We start from the raw sequence: 15,121 nt of genomic DNA on the forward strand, positions 1-15,121 counted from the left end.
GGTTAACCTCGCATTTTCGGGTTGATAAGGACGTAGAGCACGTCGGCCAGCAGATTGAGCATCAGGAAGCCGATCGCCACGATCAGCACCACGCCCTGCACCACCGCATAGTCACGATTGAACACCGAGTCGACGATCATTTTGCCAAAGCCCGGAATGGTGAAGACCTGCTCGGTCAGCACCGCGCCGCCCAGTAGCTCGCCGAACAGCAGCGTGGTGAGGGTGATTACAGGCACCAGCGCGTTGCGAAAGGCGTGCTTCAGGATCACTGCTTTCGGCAGCAGCCCCTTCGCGCGCGCGGTGCGGATGTAATCCGCTTTCAGCACCGCAATCATCGACGCACGGGTATGGCGCATCAGCGTCGCCGCCAGTCCGGTTCCGAGCACGGACGCGGGCAGCAGCAGCGTGCGCAGGTTCTGGATCGGATCTTCACTGAATGGCACATAACCGGACGCAGGTAACCATTGCAAGTTCACCGAAAAGACCAGAATCAGCAGGATCCCCAGCCAGAAGTGCGGAATTGATATCCCCGAGATCGCCACAAAGTTCGCCCCGTGATCCACCCAGCTGTTTTTATTCACCGCCGCAAGGATCCCCATGCTGATGCCAAACACCAGCGCGATGATCATCGCCAGCAGAGAGAGCTCCAGCGTGACCGGCAGCTTGCTGGCAATCAGCTGCGTGACCGGTTCATGCGTGCGCAAGGAGACGCCCAGATCGCCCTGCAGCGCGCGCGTCAGCCAATGGAAATACTGCACGGGAATCGGCGCATCCAGATTAAGCTCAGCACGAAGTTGGGCAATGACCGCCGGATCGCGCTCCTCCCCGGCCATGGCGATCAGCGGGTCGCCGGGCAGCAGCTTTTGCAGCCCGAACACCATCATGCTCACCAGCAATAGCGTCGGGACGGCCAGCAGCAGACGTTTGCAAATCAGTTCCAGCATGGGTTCTCCTCAGGACGTTTATTTTGCCAGCGTCAAACCGGCCAGACGCACGATGCCGTCCGGGTACGGCTTAAAGCCCTGCACGTTCTTGTTCAGTCCAAAAATGCGCGGCTCGAAGTAGAGGTAGGCAATCGGCATGTCGGTCTGGAGCTGCTTCACCACCTTGTCGTACAGCGGCTGGCGTGCGGCCTGGTCGGTGCTCTGACGCGCCTGGGTCAGCCATTCATCAACCTGCGCGTTGCTGTAGCGACCGTCGTTCAGCGTGCCTTTACTGTGGATAAAGCCGTAAATGCTGCCGTCCGGATCCGGGCGCCCCGACCAGCCGGAGAAGCTCAACTGGTAGTCACCGCTCTGCTGGCGATCCAGCAGCGTGGCGAACTCGGTCATTTGCAGGTTCAGGTTAAAGCCCGCCTCTGCCACCATCGCCTGCAATACCTGTCCCACCTGCTGCGAGGTTGGGTTGTTCGGCACCAGCAGATTGACGCTCAGCGGCGTGGTCACACCGGCGGCTTTCAGCAGCGCTTTGGCTTTATCGACGTCGCGCGGCGGGACCGGCAGGTTAACGTGGTACGGGCTGACCGGTGAAAACGCCTGATTTGCCGGGGTGTAGAGCCCTTCAAAGACCACCTGGTTTAACGCATCGCGATCGATTGCCTGAGAAAACGCCTCGCGCACGCGGGCATCTTTAAACGGATCGTTGGCCGGCACCTTGCCATTGTTAATATTGAAGGTGATCCCCTGATAGCCCAGACCGGTGACCTTCGCCAGCGCCAGCTTGCTGTCGGCTTCGACGGTTTTGACGTCGCTGGCGGCAATGCCTTCGGTCAGGTCGAGATCGCCCGCGCGCAGGTTCGCGAGACGCACGGAGGCATCCGGGATCGGCAGGTAGATGATTTTGTCGAAGTGGTAGGCGTCTTTGTTCCAGTAGTTGTCGAAGCGGGTCAGAACGATGCGGTCCTGCGAGACGCGGCTGTCGAACTTATAGGGGCCAGAGCAGACCGGATGGGCGGCAAAGTCGGGCTTTTTCGCCGCTTCCGGAGCCATCATCGCCCCGGCGCGGTCAGTGAGCTGCATCAGCAGCGCGGCATCGGGGGTCTTCAGGTGCAGGGCGATCTGCATCGGGCCAGTAACTTCCACGGACTCTACGGACGAGATTTCACTTTTACGCAGGGAGCCTTTTAAGGTCAGGGCGCGGTCGAGGTTGTACTTTGCCGCCACCGCATCAAATTTTTCACCGTCGTGGAAGGTCACGCCTTCACGCAGGTTGAGCGTCAGGGTTTTACCGTCTTCGCTCCAGGCCCAGTCTTTTGCCAGCCCCGGCACCACCTTTAAATGCTCATCAACGTCCACCAGCCTGTCGCAGAGAGAGGCAAACACGAAACGGCCATAGTAGGTGCGTGCCAGATGCGGGTCGAGCATGTCAGGGTCAGCGCCCAGACCGATTCGCAGCACGCTTTCAGAATGGGCGGGCAGCGCCGCGCCAAGCAACATAACACTTCCCAGTACGGTCAAAAGAGAATTACGCATTGTCATTATCATGAGTTCCTTGAAGGAAGGGAGGAGTGAGTGGCCGCGTGTTCAAACAGCGCGCGGCGGCGCAGAAAAGCGGCGGATGGCGGTGCGATCTGGATAACGCTGCGATCGCGATTGATCTCCTGCCAGCGATGGCAGGCAACCTGACGTCCGCCGTCGAGCACCTGATTAATCGGCTCGATCTGGCGGCATTCATCTGTAACGTAGGGGCAACGGGTGTGGAAACGGCAGCCGGACGGCGGGTTAGCCGGGTTCGGTAAATCACCCTGCAACAGCGGCGTATCCCGCGCTACGCCTGGCTGCATTTGCGGCGCTGAGGCAATCAACGCCTGGGTATAAGGATGCAACGGTGCGTCGAAGATGTCGTCGACGGTGGCCAGCTCGACGATTTGCCCAAGATACATTACCGCCACGCGGTCGCTCATATGACGAATAACCGCCAGCCCGTGGGCGACGATCACCATCGTTAGCCCCAACTGGTGCTTCAGGCTTTCCAGTAAATTAACCACCTGTGCCTGCACGGAAACGTCCAGCGCAGAAACCGGCTCATCACCCAGCAGCAGCTTTGGGCCTGACGCCAGCGCGCGCGCAATGCCGATACGCTGGCGCTGCCCGCCGGAAAATTCGTGTGGATAACGCCCGGCCCAGGCCGCGGGCAAGCCGACCGTCCTGAGTAGCTCGGAGACGCGGTACTGGCGATCCGTTTTTTTCATGTTCTGGTGCAGCCACAGCGGCTCACCGACAATTTGCTCCACCGTCATGCGCGGGTTCAGCGAAGCGAAGGGATCCTGAAAGATGATCTGTAGCTCACGCCGGAGCTGGTTCAGACGGGCGCCCGAGGCGTGGGTGATCTCCTCACCCTGATAAAATACCCGCCCTTCGCTGGCGCCCAGCAGGCGCAGCAGCAGACGACCAAGGGTGGATTTCCCGGACCCCGACTCGCCGACAATTGCCAGCGTTTCGCCAGGCATCACCGACATCGAAACTCGGTCGACAGCGGTGACAAAGCGGGCCGGCGTAAACAGTTTTTTCGGGCCGGGGAAAAGCTTGCTCAGATCGCGGGCTTCAAGAATGGGCATGGTCATGCGGTCTCTCCCAGGGCAATGTGATGTTCGAGCGGCACGCGGAAGCAGGCAACCTGATGGCCCGTACCGAGCGTAGTGAGCGGTGGTTTTTCAGCATGACAGCGCGTCTGCGCGAAGGGACATCGGGTAGCAAAGCGGCAGCCTTGAGGCATGGATTCCGGCAGCGGGACCGATCCGGGAATAGTTGATAGCTGGCCTTTACGCGCGCCCATAGAAGGAAGGGAACCCATTAGGCCAATGGTATAGGGGTGCTGCGGATCGGCAAACAGAGCTTCAACACTCCCCTGCTCCACTACCTGTCCGGCATACATCACCGCCACCTGCTGCGCGACTTCAGCCACCACGCCTAAATCGTGGGTGATCATCAGCACCGCCGTGCCCGTTTCTTCTTTTAAGGTATTGAGCAGGGAGAGAATTTGCGCCTGAATGGTCACGTCCAGAGCGGTAGTGGGTTCGTCAGCAATAAGTAGTTTGGGATGGTTTATCAGCGCCATCGCTATCATCACGCGCTGGCGCATACCGCCGGAAAGCTGATGCGGGTAAGCCTTAAGGCGCATCTCTGCGGCCGGGATCTGCACCTTCTCCAGGATCTGTAGCGCAACCGTCATCGCCTCAGCCCGGGAGATCGTTTGATGGCGCATCACCGCTTCACTGAGCTGATCGCCAAGCGTGAAGGCCGGGTTGAGCGAGGTCATGGGCTCCTGGAATATCATCGCCAGCTCGCTGCCGCGCAGATCGGCATACTCCCGCGGCGAGAGCTTGCGCAGATCCTGGCGGCGGAAATTCATCTCCCCGCTGACGATCCGGGCGCTGGCAGGTAATAACCCCATCAGCGCCAGGGAAGTGATGCTTTTACCGCAGCCGGACTCGCCTACCAGCGCCAGCGTTTCTCCCGCCCTGACCGTCAGCGAGATATCGTCGAGCACGCTCACCGGCGAGCCCGCGAATTTAACGTTGAGGTTTTGCAGCCGCAGTACGGGCGTGGAGTCCTTAAAGGGTATCGTCGTCATAGCGTGGAATCGTCCTCAAGGTGGATAGCCTGAATCAGGGCGGTTTGCAGGCTGAGCAGGTGTTCGCGCATGGCGGCAGCTGCTTCATTAGGCTGGCGATGAATAATCGCTGACATGATTTTGTGATGGTGGTCGTTGTAGCTATCGACACGTTCAGGGGTGCGGGCAAGTTCGCGTAAATGCTGCCAGCCAGGCTCCCGGCGGACGGCATCTATCGCATCAAAAAGCCCAAGCATCAGGCGGTTACCTGCTGCCTCCGCAATGGCGCGGTGGAAGGCGCTATCCCACAGTTCGTTGAGATCGCGGTCATCCGGGCTGACCTTATTAATGCGTTCCAGCATACGCTGCATGAGCGCGAGGTTTTCCCTGGTGGCACGCAGTGCCGCAAGTCGGGCTAAGCCGGGTTCGAGCTGTAGTCGAGCTTCCATGACTTCCAGCAGGTTGGTTTGCTGAACCAATCCCTGAAGCGCCAACGGCTCAACCGGGGCAGATGGACCAATAAAGGTACCCTTGCCCTGCTTGCGCCAGATACGCCCTTCCTCTTCCAGCACGTCCAGCGCGCGACGCACTTCACGTCGGCCTACGCCGAGAGTGTCCGACAGCTCACGTTCAGTGGGCAGCGGAATGCCTGGTGTTGACTCGTGCTGGTTGATAAGCCCGCGCAGCTGCTCAAGCGCGGTACTGGAATTAGCTAAAAACCGTGAAGGCTTTTCCATATTGGTTCGCTCGCTTTCATCATTGCTTTATTTTTATTAATAATAAGTTATTGATATGACGCAGAACTTAACGTGCTAATGATTAAGCAATTAACGAACCAATAGCGTATTGGTTCGTTAATTTTCTGAAAAATGATCGGTAACCGAATGATTTCTTACCAATTATTTTACATAATTATTACATAAGAAGATGGACACGGAGGTGAGAGTGGGCAAAAAATGCACAAAAATAGTGCAAATAACGCACTAAAATCGCGCAATTTTTAATAAAATGCACTGCATTAATTAACTTTTTGTTAATGAAAATAAAAAGAGGAATGAACAATATTCGAGGGACGATAAAACGACGAAAGCCTGAATCATTTCTGACTCAGGCTTTCTGAATAGTGGCGGAACGGACGGGACTCGAACCCGCGACCCCCTGCGTGACAGGCAGGTATTCTAACCGACTGAACTACCGCTCCACTGTTCCCGTTTGGGGAACGAGGCGAATATTACGGTTTGCCTCTGAACTCGTCAACGCTTTTTCTCAGGTTTTGAATCGTTTGCTGCAAAATTCACCCAAACGGTGATTTAACAAACGTTTCGGCACATTTTCACGTGCGCCACAAACAGCTTCCGCCCTTCTTCTGCACTAAATCGAGACGAGATTCATGGTTCATCAGTTCTTCATCACTGGCTAAAACAACCCGCAGGCGATTCGCCTGACGCACAATACGCTGAATTCCCCCTTCATCCCGCGTCTGCTGGGATTCATTTTCCATACTGAATTTCATCGACGTTTGCCCGCCGGTCATGGTCAGGTAGACATCGGCCAGGATCTGGGCATCGAGCAACGCGCCGTGCAGCGTTCGCTTGGTGTTGTCTATCTCATAGCGAGAGCACAGGGCATCAAGGCTGTTACGCTTGCCGGGGAACATCTTCCTTGCCAGCGCCAGGCTATCCGTGACTTTACAGAACGTATTCGTCTTCGGGATATCGCGGTTGAGCTTGCTGAACTCATAGTCCATAAAGCCGATATCAAACGACGCGTTATGAATGACAAGTTCCGCACCTCTGATGTAGTCGAGAAATTCATCTGCGACGTCGGCAAAGGTGGGCTTATCCAGCAAAAACTCATCGGCAATTCCGTGAACGCCGAACGCTTCCGGGTCCACCAGCCGATCGGGTTTGAGGTAAACGTGGAAGTTGTTGCCCGTAAGGCGACGGTTCACCACTTCAACGGCACCAATCTCAATGATTTTGTGCCCTTCGTAGTGGGCGCCAATCTGATTCATACCGGTGGTTTCGGTATCGAGAACAATCTGGCGAGTAATTGCAGTGCTCATAGCGGTCATTTATGTCAGACTTATCGTTTTACTGAACGTTTCAAATACAGGAAGTCTACCAGAGATGCGTAAACAGGTAGAAATTTTCACCGATGGATCTTGTCTCGGTAACCCAGGGCCCGGCGGCTATGGCGCCATTATGCGCTATCGCCAGCATGAAAAAACATTTAGTGAAGGCTATTTCCTGACCACCAACAACCGCATGGAGCTAATGGCGGCCATCGTGGCGCTGGAAGCGTTAAAAGAACATTGTGACGTGGTGCTGAGTACCGACAGCCAGTATGTCCGCCAGGGTATTACTCAATGGATCCACAACTGGAAAAAACGCGGCTGGAAAACGGCAGAGAAAAAACCCGTCAAGAATGTCGATCTCTGGAAGCGTCTTGATGCCGCCCTCGGTCAGCACGAAATCAAATGGGAGTGGGTAAAGGGGCACGCCGGTCACCCTGAAAACGAACGCTGTGACGAGCTGGCTCGCGCGGCGGCATCCAACCCAACCCATGAGGATGCAGGTTATCAACCTGAATCCTGATCATGGTTTTTTGTACTGCCGCGTGGCCCCCACGGTCTGGCGGATCCGCGTTTTGGATTTGCTTTGCTTCATCGGGTTGAGCGTAAGGGGGATCGTCCTCTTACGCGCGACAATAAATTGCATGCAGCCCAGCGCGGGTAAATGGGTGCTTAATAAGACCCCGCCTTTACGCGTCCAGGGGATGACCTGAAAACCCCCGTAGCTCAGCACTTCGAAATTTAACAGTGAAAGCCAGTCCAGCTGGCGCATCATGGTAAACATCCTGCTGTTATAAGGCGGCGTGCGACGCAGAACGGGCGTCAGCTTACGTAGCCCCATCAGACTCAGCGGATTAAAACCGCTCAGGATCAGCCAGCCGTCATCAATCAAAACGCGGTCGGCTTCCCGCAGCAGACGATGGGGATCGCTGCACCAGGGCAGCGTGTGGGCGAGCAGACAGGCATCAATGGATTTTTCCGCAAACGGCAAATGCAGCGGATCCGCTTTCACCTGAACCGGGGAGCCATTAAGCGATACGCTAACCTGATGCGAGATAGCGCAGCTTTCAGTATTGATTTCTGCGCTCAGATTGCCAATCTTAAGCAGGTGAAAACCATACATTTTCGCGAGCCAGGGTTTAAGCTGAAGTTCTAAGGCCTCGCGATAATATTCACCCCAGGGCAACTCTGCCCAACGTTCCGGTGGTGCGACAGTCTGAGGTATCCTTGCCGGTTTCATCAAAACACCCGCCACGCTATAAGAGGTAATGCATGAATCTTATCAGTATTTCCGCCTTTCAGGACAATTACATCTGGGTTTTAGTCGACGACGATCGCAGATGCATCATTGTTGATCCAGGCGAATCCGCACCTATCCTGCACGCGATAAAAGAAAACGACTGGCAGCCTGAAGCGATCCTCCTTACCCATCACCATCACGATCATGTCGGCGGTGTTCCCGATCTCCTTGCGCGCTATCCCCATCTACCCGTCTACGGACCCGCAGAGACACAGGATAAGGGTACGACGCAAGTTGTTGAAGAAGGCGAAAGTATCCTCATCCTCGGGTGGGAGTTTTCCGTATTTGCCACGCCAGGTCACACTTCCGGTCATCTCTGTTTCTACAGCAAACCTTATCTGTTTTGTGGCGACACGCTGTTTTCTGGCGGCTGTGGAAGGCTGTTTGAAGGCACGCCAGAACAGATGTATCAATCTTTACAAAAAATTAATGCGCTGCCAGCCGACACCGTAATTTGTTGCGCACATGAGTATACATTAGGGAATATGAAGTTTGCTGCAAGCGTGCTGCCTGAGGATCGGGCGATTCAGGATTATTACCAGAAAGTGAAGGAGTTACGTGCAAAAAACCAAAAAACACTCCCCGTAATTCTGAAAAATGAGCGACAAATAAATTTATTTTTAAGAACTGATGATGTTGATTTAATTAGTAAAATTAATCAAGAAACAAATTTGTTACAACCTGAAGCGCGATTTGCATGGTTAAGGTCAAAGAAAGATAACTTCAGATAATTGCGGGTTGCCTTTTCAAAATTTCGCCGTTATCATCGCTCGTCTTTTAAGCAACTATTGACACACACATGAAGGCAAAAGCGATATTACTCGCCTCTGTCCTGCTTGTAGGTTGCCAGTCACAAAACGGCAGCAACGTACAACAGCACGCACAGAGCCTTTCTGCGGCTGGTCAAGGGGAAGCAGGGAAGTTTACGAGTCAGGCGCGATGGTTGGACGATGGGACATCCTTCGCGCAGGAACAAGACTTGTGGGCCTCTATTGGCGACGAGCTAAAGATGGGAATTCCGGAAAACAGCCGGATTCGCGAACAGAAACAGAAGTATTTGAGAAATAAGAGCTATCTCCACGATGTAACATTACGGGCAGAGCCGTATATGTACTGGATAGCCGGGCAAGTTAAGAAACGTAACATGCCTATGGAACTGGTACTACTACCCATAGTGGAGAGCGCTTTTGACCCGCACGCGACGTCTGGCGCCAATGCAGCAGGCATCTGGCAGATCATTCCGAGCACAGGGCGAAATTATGGTTTAAAGCAGACCCGCAACTACGATGCGCGTCGTGATGTTGTCGCTTCAACGACAGCCGCTCTCGACATGATGCAACGTCTGAACAAGATGTTTGACGGCGACTGGTTATTGACCGTCGCGGCGTATAACAGTGGTGAAGGTCGTGTACTGAAGGCAATGAAAGCGAATAAAGCGCGTGGAAAATCCACAGACTTCTGGTCGCTCTCACTGCCACAGGAAACAAAGATTTACGTACCGAAAATGCTGGCACTGGGCGATATTCTCAAGAACAGCAAACGTTACGGTGTACAACTGCCAACACCAGACGAAAGTCGTGCACTGGCGCGTGTCCGCCTCAGCAGCCCGGTTGATATTCAACAGGTTGCCGATATGACGGGTATGTCGGTAAGTAAGCTTAAAACCTTTAATGCAGGTGTTAAAGGCTCCACGCTGGGCGCTAGTGGCCCTGGCTATGTGATGGTTCCGCAGAAACATGCGGAACAGTTACGAGAGTCTTTAGCTTCGGGTGAAATTGCAGCCGTTCAGTCCACGCTGATCGCTGATACGTCGCCTGTAAGCAGCCGCAGCTATAAGGTGCGTTCAGGTGATACGCTTTCAGGTATTGCATCACGTCTTGGCGTGAATGCGAAAGATCTCCAGCAGTGGAATAATCTGCGCGGATCTGGTCTGAAAGTGGGTCAAACGCTGACCGTAGGTGCAGGTAGCAGCGCACAGCGTCTCGCTAAAAACAGCGATAGCATTACCTATCGCGTACGTAAAGGCGACTCGCTGTCCAGTATTGCTAAGCGTCACGGCGTAAACATCAAAGATGTGATGCGCTGGAACAATGATACTGACAACCTGCAACCTGGCGACCAGCTGACGTTGTTTGTGAAAAACAGCGCTACGCCAGATTCCTGATAGTACGATCGCTTGTTAAAAAGGCACCGATTCCCCTCGGTGCCTTTTTTATTTATCCCGCTTTTTGCGCTTCAGCCATAATGGTGTCGCTGGTAAACGAACCATCGTCATGCAGTTCAAAGTACGCCTTCACGTCAGCAGAGGCGCTCTCCTGATACAATCGGATCGCCTGAGTCAATGCCTCGGGTGTGCGCATCCGTGCAATCCATGATGTGAACTCCAGCGGCAAACGGTCGGTTATCAATGAGCGTGAAATCAAGCCGGCTTCGGTGATAAACGTAAGCCACTCTCCACTGGAGTAGTTTTGCACGTGCGAGGTATCACGCAGCGCTTCAACCGTCTGGAGCCAGATATTTCGTACCGGATGTCCGGGAGACATCACGTCCATGATGATGAAGATTCCGCCCGGTTTGAGCACGCGTTTCACTTCCCGTAATGCCTGCCCCACATCATGCCAGTGGTGTGCAGAGTAACGGCTAATCACAACCTCAAACGACGCATCCTCAAAGGGTAAAGATTCAGCGTAGCCCTGGCGCGTCGTGACGTTATTCAGCCCTTTCGCTTTCGCCGCTTCAGCAACCACATCCAGCATCTGGCTCGATAAGTCATATGCCGTCACCTGAGCAACCTGCTGTGCGGCGGTAAAACTGGCGTGCCCCGCCCCGCAGCCTAAGTCCAGCACGTGCGCGTCAGGAAACGCGGCGAGCCGCTCGCCGAGACGCACTAGGTCGCGGCCAGAGGCGTGCACGGCGCTGCTCAGGTAGGCACTTGCCTGAGAACCAAACTGTTTTTCGACGTTGTCATGATGGGAGTGTGTTGTTGTCATGTTGCTGTCCTTTTATGGGTTAAAAAAGAAAGGGCAGCACCCGCACAGGCCTGCCCCACGGCAGACCTGACGCACCATTATTTATCAGGTTTGCCGGGACTGAATTCAACTAGTAGAGGATTATGATCGGAGGCGCGCGTCACCAGAACGGAGGCGTCGTGCACGCTTAAACCCCGATAGAAGACAAAATCGAGAGGACGACCAAACGCTTTCTTGCGCTGGTCATCGTTAAAACGAACTTCACGCAGCGACATTTCACGCGCGAAGCGATACAACGCGTTCATACGTGGACGGCTCCAGGCATTGAAGTCCCCGGCCATAATGATCGGCCCACTGTGATGAGCAATCTGATCGCCAATGGGTAGTAACTGCTTACTGTACACATCAACACCCAGGCTAAAGTTCACCGCATGAATGTTTACCACCATCAGCAGACGGGTGTCGGGCAACGGATAGACCGTGACCAGCGCCGATTTTGCCAGACGCAGGATTGGCTCACGTTCACGCAGCGGGCAGCAATAGACCGGATGTGCGGCTGAAAGGGTCATCACCCCAGAAGGATGCTGTGGCAGAACAAAGGCAGGCACCTGATCGGCTGCAAGATAGTTTGTCGTTGCAAACCTGACCAGCTCAGGCGTGGTTTGCGCCTCCTGTAACAGCACCAGATGCGCATCTTTACCAAAATTTTTAAGTACGGATAACCACTCCGCACGCTGTTGTTTAAAGATGTTCCACACCAGTACGCGAATTTTTTCGTCACTGCTTAATGGCGTGCCCGCTGGTAATGCCTGACCCAGGCTCGCAAACGACCCCGGAGGCAAGATCCTCTCCGCGGGCATTCCGGCAACATAACGCATGGCATAGGTATTTTTTCGCACTTTTGGAAACGACCTCTGTAACATGAACCAGCCCGGAAAACGGACTGGTTCTAATGTTATAGGGATTTTAGGTCACACTTTCAACGCAATTACTGAGAAACCGCTTTCCAGTTTTGTAAGCAAGCACTTACTGATACTTATCCAAGCGCGACGCGAGCGGGTTTATCAAGCCGTCCACTCAGACCAATAAGCAGGAAAGCGACAAGCACAATTACCGCACCAATCCATGGCGTTTGGGTTAATCCAACGTGTTCAACCGTCTGCCCGCCGATAACCGATCCGAGTGCGATACCAATATTGAATGCGGCGTTATTCAGGCCGGATGCGACATCCACCGCATTGGGCGTATAGCGTTCGGCTTTCTGTACAACATAGACCTGCAATCCCGGTACGTTACCAAACGCGAATATTCCCATAACCAACACAGTTACCAGCGCGGCGTATTGTATCGACGCGGTGAACTGGAAAATCATCAGCAGGACAACCAGCGCGGCGAAGATAAATTTTAGCGCCGGTACCGCACCATGCTTATCTGCAAGCTTGCCGCCCCAGATATTGCCGATTGCGACGGAGATACCGTAGCCCAGTAAAATCCAGCTCACTGCGCCCGGAGAAAAACCAGCCAGTTCCTGCATCATCGGTGCAAGGAAAGTGAACGCAGTGAACACACCTCCATAACCCAGAGCCGTAACGGCATAGATCAGCAGCAGGCGCGGGTGTGTCAGAACCTTAACCTGATCGCTCAGGCTGGCGCTCGCGCGCCCCGGAATACTGGAGGGCACCAGCAGCAGGCTGGCTACCAGAGCAATCACGCCCAACAGCGTTACCGCGAGGAAAGTTTCTCGCCAGCCAAAATGTTGCCCAATAAACGTTCCTAACGGCACGCCGGTGACCAGCGCGACGGTTAAGCCGCCAAACATAATCGCAATGGCTGACGCCGCTTTCTCTTTTGGCACCAGGCTGGTTGCAATCGTGGAACCGATGGAGAAGAAGACACCGTGCGCGAGGCCAGTCAGCAAACGGGCAATGACCAGCGTGGTATAGTCCGGTGCCTGCCACGCCAGAATATTGCCGGCGGTGAAGAGCACCATCAGGGCAACTAACAGTTGTTTACGTGGAAAGCGTCCAGTCAGTGCGGTCAGCACAGGCGCCCCAACAGCGACGCCTAACGCGTAAATAGATACCAGCAGTCCGGCAGAAGGCAGCGAAATGGCGAGTTGATCAGCAATGGTAGGAACAAGTCCTACAATAACAAATTCGGTCGTGCCAATTGCGAAGGCACTGATCGTCAGGGCAAGAAGCGCCAGTGGCATAAATACTCCGTCTCTTCAGGATTAAGATGACAGGCAGTATGCGCCAGTGTTTAAATAACAAAAATGGTTAGAATCTCAATAGAATTTTGCGGATGATGCAATAATGAAAGCCACATCGGAAGAACTGACTATCTTTGTTGCCGTTGTTGAAAGCGGCAGCTTCAGCCGTGCGGCCGAACAGCTCGGGCAGGCGAACTCCGCCATCAGCCGTTCGGTGAAAAAGCTGGAGATGAAGCTCGGGGTAAGTCTGCTCAACAGAACAACGCGGCAGCTCAGCCTGACGGAAGAAGGTGAACGTTATTTTCGCCGCGTACAATCCGTTTTGCAGGAGATGGCGGCAGCTGAGACGGAAATAATGGAGTCGCGTAGCACTCCGCGTGGATTGCTACGCATTGATGCGGCGACGCCGGTCGTGCTTCATTTTCTGATGCCGTTAATCAAGCCATTCCGGGAACGTTATCCGGAGATGACTCTGTCCCTGGTCTCTTCAGAGACGTTTATTAACCTGATTGAGCGTAAAGTTGATGTGGCGATCCGCGCGGGAACCCTGACGGATTCAAGTTTACGCGCTCGCCCACTGTTCACCAGCTACCGCAAAATTATCGCGTCACCGCAATATATTGCAGAGCATGGCAAACCGGAGACCGTTGAGGAGCTGAAGCAGCACCTGTGCCTGGGCTTTACGGAACCTGTCTCGCTGAACACCTGGCCCGTGGCCTGTCATGACGGACAACTTCATGAGATCACTTGCGGACTTTCGTCTAATAGCGGAGAAACGCTGAAACAGCTTTGTCTTGAAGGAAATGGGATCGCCTGTTTATCAGACTATATGATTGATAAGGAAATAGCTGCGGGTCAGCTTGTAGAACTGATGGCTGACAAACGCTTACCTGTAGAGATGCCTTTTAGCGCAGTGTATTACAGTGACAGAGCGGTAAGTACGCGCATACGCGCTTTTATCGACTTCATTAGCGAACATATAAAAACAGCTCCCGGAGGAGCTGTGTGAGGGTTTAAGGGTACAGAGGAAGGGCTTTTATTAATCCCAGTCTGGTGCTAACCCTTCCGGGCTGACCAGACGATCGTTGCATTCCAGTGCAGCGATCGCGCTTTTATCTTCATCATCAAGCTGGAGATCCCGCGCTAACAGGTTACTTGCCAGGTTTTCACGTTTGGTTGAAGACGGGATCACGGCATAGCCCTCACCCATCGCCCATGCCAGGATCACCTGTGCGGCTGTCGCATTGTGTTTTTCAGCGATGCGTGCAATCACTTCATCTTTCAGCGCCTTACCATATGCCAGCGTCATGTACGAGGTGATGTGAATACCATGCTGTTTCGCCCAGTCCACGACTTTGTGGTTTTGCAGGTAAGGAGAGAGTTCAATCTGATTGGTGGCAATATTTTCTTTACCCACTGCGGCAATGGCCCTTTCCATCAACGGGATGGTGAAGTTAGAGATGCCAATTTTACGCGTTAAGCCCTGCTCTTTCGCTTCCAGCAGCGCCTGCATGAACTCCTCCACAGAGACGGCATCGTCAGGTGATGGCCAGTGGATCAGCGTCAGATCAACATAGTCAGTACGCAGCTTTCTCAGACTTTCCTTCAGGCTTGGGATCAGCTTGTCTTGGCTGAGATTCTCAATCCAGATTTTAGTGGTGATGAAAAGTTCGTCGCGCGGTACGCCACTCTCTTCGATGGCCTGGCCTACGGCAGCTTCGTTATCATAAATCTGCGCCGTATCAATAGCACGATAGCCCAACTCAAGTGCGGTTTTAACAGATGCGATAACAACGTCGTCTTTCAGGCGGAAAGTGCCCAGACCCAGTGCAGGGATAGTCATATGATTCCTCAATCGTTATGTTCGTAAACTGAGGAGAATTATCGCTGTAGTTGTTATGCCGAAAAAGATCGTAAAACGCAGAGGATTTTTGCTAATTTCGCAACAATCAAACGACAGATAAGAAAAAAGCCCTGAGCGTTAGCTCAGGGCTTTTAATAAGTGGCGGAACGGA

General features: G+C 53.9%; 15 protein-coding genes and 1 tRNA gene. 4 read left to right on the forward strand and 12 right to left on the reverse strand.

Annotation, left to right across the window (positions count from 1 at the left end; translation table 11 throughout):
* Positions 1-2: 2 nt before the first annotated feature.
* The 7 genes from IM290_RS20605 to dnaQ all read right to left on the reverse strand — a co-directional run bounded on the left by IM290_RS20605 (position 3) and on the right by dnaQ (position 6,616).
* Entirely contained in the window at positions 3-944 is a 942-nt protein-coding gene (locus IM290_RS20605; RefSeq protein ID WP_015571382.1) for an ABC transporter permease, read from the reverse strand.
* Between the two features lie 18 nt (positions 945-962).
* Entirely contained in the window at positions 963-2,477 is a 1,515-nt protein-coding gene (locus IM290_RS20610) for an ABC transporter substrate-binding protein (RefSeq protein ID WP_193042646.1), read from the reverse strand.
* Between the two features lie 2 nt (positions 2,478-2,479).
* The gene (locus IM290_RS20615; RefSeq protein WP_032652644.1) at positions 2,480-3,562 is read right to left on the reverse strand and encodes an ABC transporter ATP-binding protein; all 1,083 of its coding nucleotides are present in this window, start codon (positions 3,560-3,562) and stop codon (positions 2,480-2,482) included.
* On the reverse strand, positions 3,559-4,572 hold the full coding sequence (locus tag IM290_RS20620; protein ID WP_015571385.1) for an ABC transporter ATP-binding protein: 1,014 nt from the start codon (positions 4,570-4,572) through the stop codon (positions 3,559-3,561). The genes IM290_RS20615 and IM290_RS20620 overlap by 4 nt, the downstream gene beginning before the upstream one ends.
* The gene (locus IM290_RS20625; protein ID WP_015571386.1) at positions 4,569-5,288 is read right to left on the reverse strand and encodes a FadR/GntR family transcriptional regulator; all 720 of its coding nucleotides are present in this window, start codon (positions 5,286-5,288) and stop codon (positions 4,569-4,571) included. Before IM290_RS20625 ends, IM290_RS20620 begins: the two co-directional genes overlap by 4 nt.
* Positions 5,289-5,675: 387 nt before the next feature.
* Positions 5,676-5,752, reverse strand: a tRNA-Asp gene (locus IM290_RS20630).
* A gap of 132 nt (positions 5,753-5,884) precedes the next feature.
* Positions 5,885-6,616, reverse strand: coding sequence for a DNA polymerase III subunit epsilon (gene dnaQ, locus IM290_RS20635; protein WP_003863237.1), 732 nt, complete (start codon positions 6,614-6,616; stop codon positions 5,885-5,887).
* On the opposite strand from dnaQ, the gene rnhA reads away from it, so the two are divergent.
* Entirely contained in the window at positions 6,570-7,148 is a 579-nt protein-coding gene (gene rnhA, locus IM290_RS20640; protein WP_160840538.1) for a ribonuclease HI, read from the forward strand. The two genes, dnaQ and rnhA, sit on opposite strands and share 47 nt — an antisense overlap.
* Here the strand turns inward: rnhA and IM290_RS20645 are convergent, their stop codons facing one another.
* The gene (locus IM290_RS20645; protein ID WP_017383714.1) at positions 7,149-7,865 is read right to left on the reverse strand and encodes a class I SAM-dependent methyltransferase; all 717 of its coding nucleotides are present in this window, start codon (positions 7,863-7,865) and stop codon (positions 7,149-7,151) included.
* A gap of 32 nt (positions 7,866-7,897) precedes the next feature.
* Here IM290_RS20645 and gloB point away from each other — a divergent pair, with 32 nt between their 5' ends.
* Both gloB and mltD read left to right on the forward strand, forming a co-directional pair.
* Entirely contained in the window at positions 7,898-8,656 is a 759-nt protein-coding gene (gene gloB / locus IM290_RS20650; RefSeq protein WP_193042657.1) for a hydroxyacylglutathione hydrolase, read from the forward strand.
* A gap of 68 nt (positions 8,657-8,724) precedes the next feature.
* The gene (gene mltD, locus IM290_RS20655; RefSeq protein ID WP_032671409.1) at positions 8,725-10,089 is read left to right on the forward strand and encodes a murein transglycosylase D; all 1,365 of its coding nucleotides are present in this window, start codon (positions 8,725-8,727) and stop codon (positions 10,087-10,089) included.
* A 52-nt stretch (positions 10,090-10,141) separates the two neighbouring features.
* Here the strand turns inward: mltD and IM290_RS20660 are convergent, their stop codons facing one another.
* The 3 genes from IM290_RS20660 to IM290_RS20670 form a co-directional block, all read right to left on the reverse strand.
* Entirely contained in the window at positions 10,142-10,915 is a 774-nt protein-coding gene (locus tag IM290_RS20660; RefSeq protein WP_015571390.1) for a class I SAM-dependent methyltransferase, read from the reverse strand.
* A gap of 77 nt (positions 10,916-10,992) precedes the next feature.
* Positions 10,993-11,793 (reverse strand): endonuclease/exonuclease/phosphatase family protein, encoded by an 801-nt coding sequence (locus IM290_RS20665; RefSeq protein WP_026080641.1) that lies wholly within the window; start codon positions 11,791-11,793, stop codon positions 10,993-10,995.
* 137 nt (positions 11,794-11,930) lie between these two features.
* Entirely contained in the window at positions 11,931-13,106 is a 1,176-nt protein-coding gene (locus IM290_RS20670; RefSeq protein ID WP_193042656.1) for an MFS transporter, read from the reverse strand.
* A 103-nt stretch (positions 13,107-13,209) separates the two neighbouring features.
* Between IM290_RS20670 and yafC the strand changes: the two genes are divergently transcribed.
* On the forward strand, positions 13,210-14,115 hold the full coding sequence (gene yafC / locus IM290_RS20675) for a DNA-binding transcriptional regulator YafC (RefSeq protein WP_193042655.1): 906 nt from the start codon (positions 13,210-13,212) through the stop codon (positions 14,113-14,115).
* A gap of 30 nt (positions 14,116-14,145) precedes the next feature.
* Here the strand turns inward: yafC and dkgB are convergent, their stop codons facing one another.
* Positions 14,146-14,949, reverse strand: a complete 804-nt coding sequence (gene dkgB, locus IM290_RS20680; protein WP_193042654.1) for a 2,5-didehydrogluconate reductase DkgB — start codon at positions 14,947-14,949, stop codon at positions 14,146-14,148.
* Positions 14,950-15,121 lie beyond the last annotated feature (172 nt).

The sequence above is a fragment of the Enterobacter cloacae complex sp. S1 genome (genome assembly GCF_014930525.1).
Taxonomy (GTDB): Bacteria; Pseudomonadota; Gammaproteobacteria; order Enterobacterales; family Enterobacteriaceae; genus Enterobacter; species Enterobacter hormaechei_C.

Excerpts from the sequence above, each read along its gene's own strand:
- mltD (WP_032671409.1), top strand. The coding sequence starts at position 8,725 with ATGAAGGCAAAAGCGATATTACTCGCCTCTGTCCTGCTTGTAGGTTGC.
- IM290_RS20610 (WP_193042646.1), bottom strand. The coding sequence starts at position 2,477 with ATGACAATGCGTAATTCTCTTTTGACCGTACTGGGAAGTGTTATGTTG.
- IM290_RS20625 (WP_015571386.1), bottom strand. The coding sequence starts at position 5,288 with ATGGAAAAGCCTTCACGGTTTTTAGCTAATTCCAGTACCGCGCTTGAG.
- IM290_RS20620 (WP_015571385.1), bottom strand. The coding sequence starts at position 4,572 with ATGACGACGATACCCTTTAAGGACTCCACGCCCGTACTGCGGCTGCAA.
- dkgB (WP_193042654.1), bottom strand. The coding sequence starts at position 14,949 with ATGACTATCCCTGCACTGGGTCTGGGCACTTTCCGCCTGAAAGACGAC.
- IM290_RS20660 (WP_015571390.1), bottom strand. The coding sequence starts at position 10,915 with ATGACAACAACACACTCCCATCATGACAACGTCGAAAAACAGTTTGGT.
- gloB (WP_193042657.1), top strand. The coding sequence starts at position 7,898 with ATGAATCTTATCAGTATTTCCGCCTTTCAGGACAATTACATCTGGGTT.
- IM290_RS20645 (WP_017383714.1), bottom strand. The coding sequence starts at position 7,865 with ATGAAACCGGCAAGGATACCTCAGACTGTCGCACCACCGGAACGTTGG.
- yafC (WP_193042655.1), top strand. The coding sequence starts at position 13,210 with ATGAAAGCCACATCGGAAGAACTGACTATCTTTGTTGCCGTTGTTGAA.
- IM290_RS20615 (WP_032652644.1), bottom strand. The coding sequence starts at position 3,562 with ATGACCATGCCCATTCTTGAAGCCCGCGATCTGAGCAAGCTTTTCCCC.
- dnaQ (WP_003863237.1), bottom strand. The coding sequence starts at position 6,616 with ATGAGCACTGCAATTACTCGCCAGATTGTTCTCGATACCGAAACCACC.
- IM290_RS20605 (WP_015571382.1), bottom strand. The coding sequence starts at position 944 with ATGCTGGAACTGATTTGCAAACGTCTGCTGCTGGCCGTCCCGACGCTA.
- IM290_RS20670 (WP_193042656.1), bottom strand. The coding sequence starts at position 13,106 with ATGCCACTGGCGCTTCTTGCCCTGACGATCAGTGCCTTCGCAATTGGC.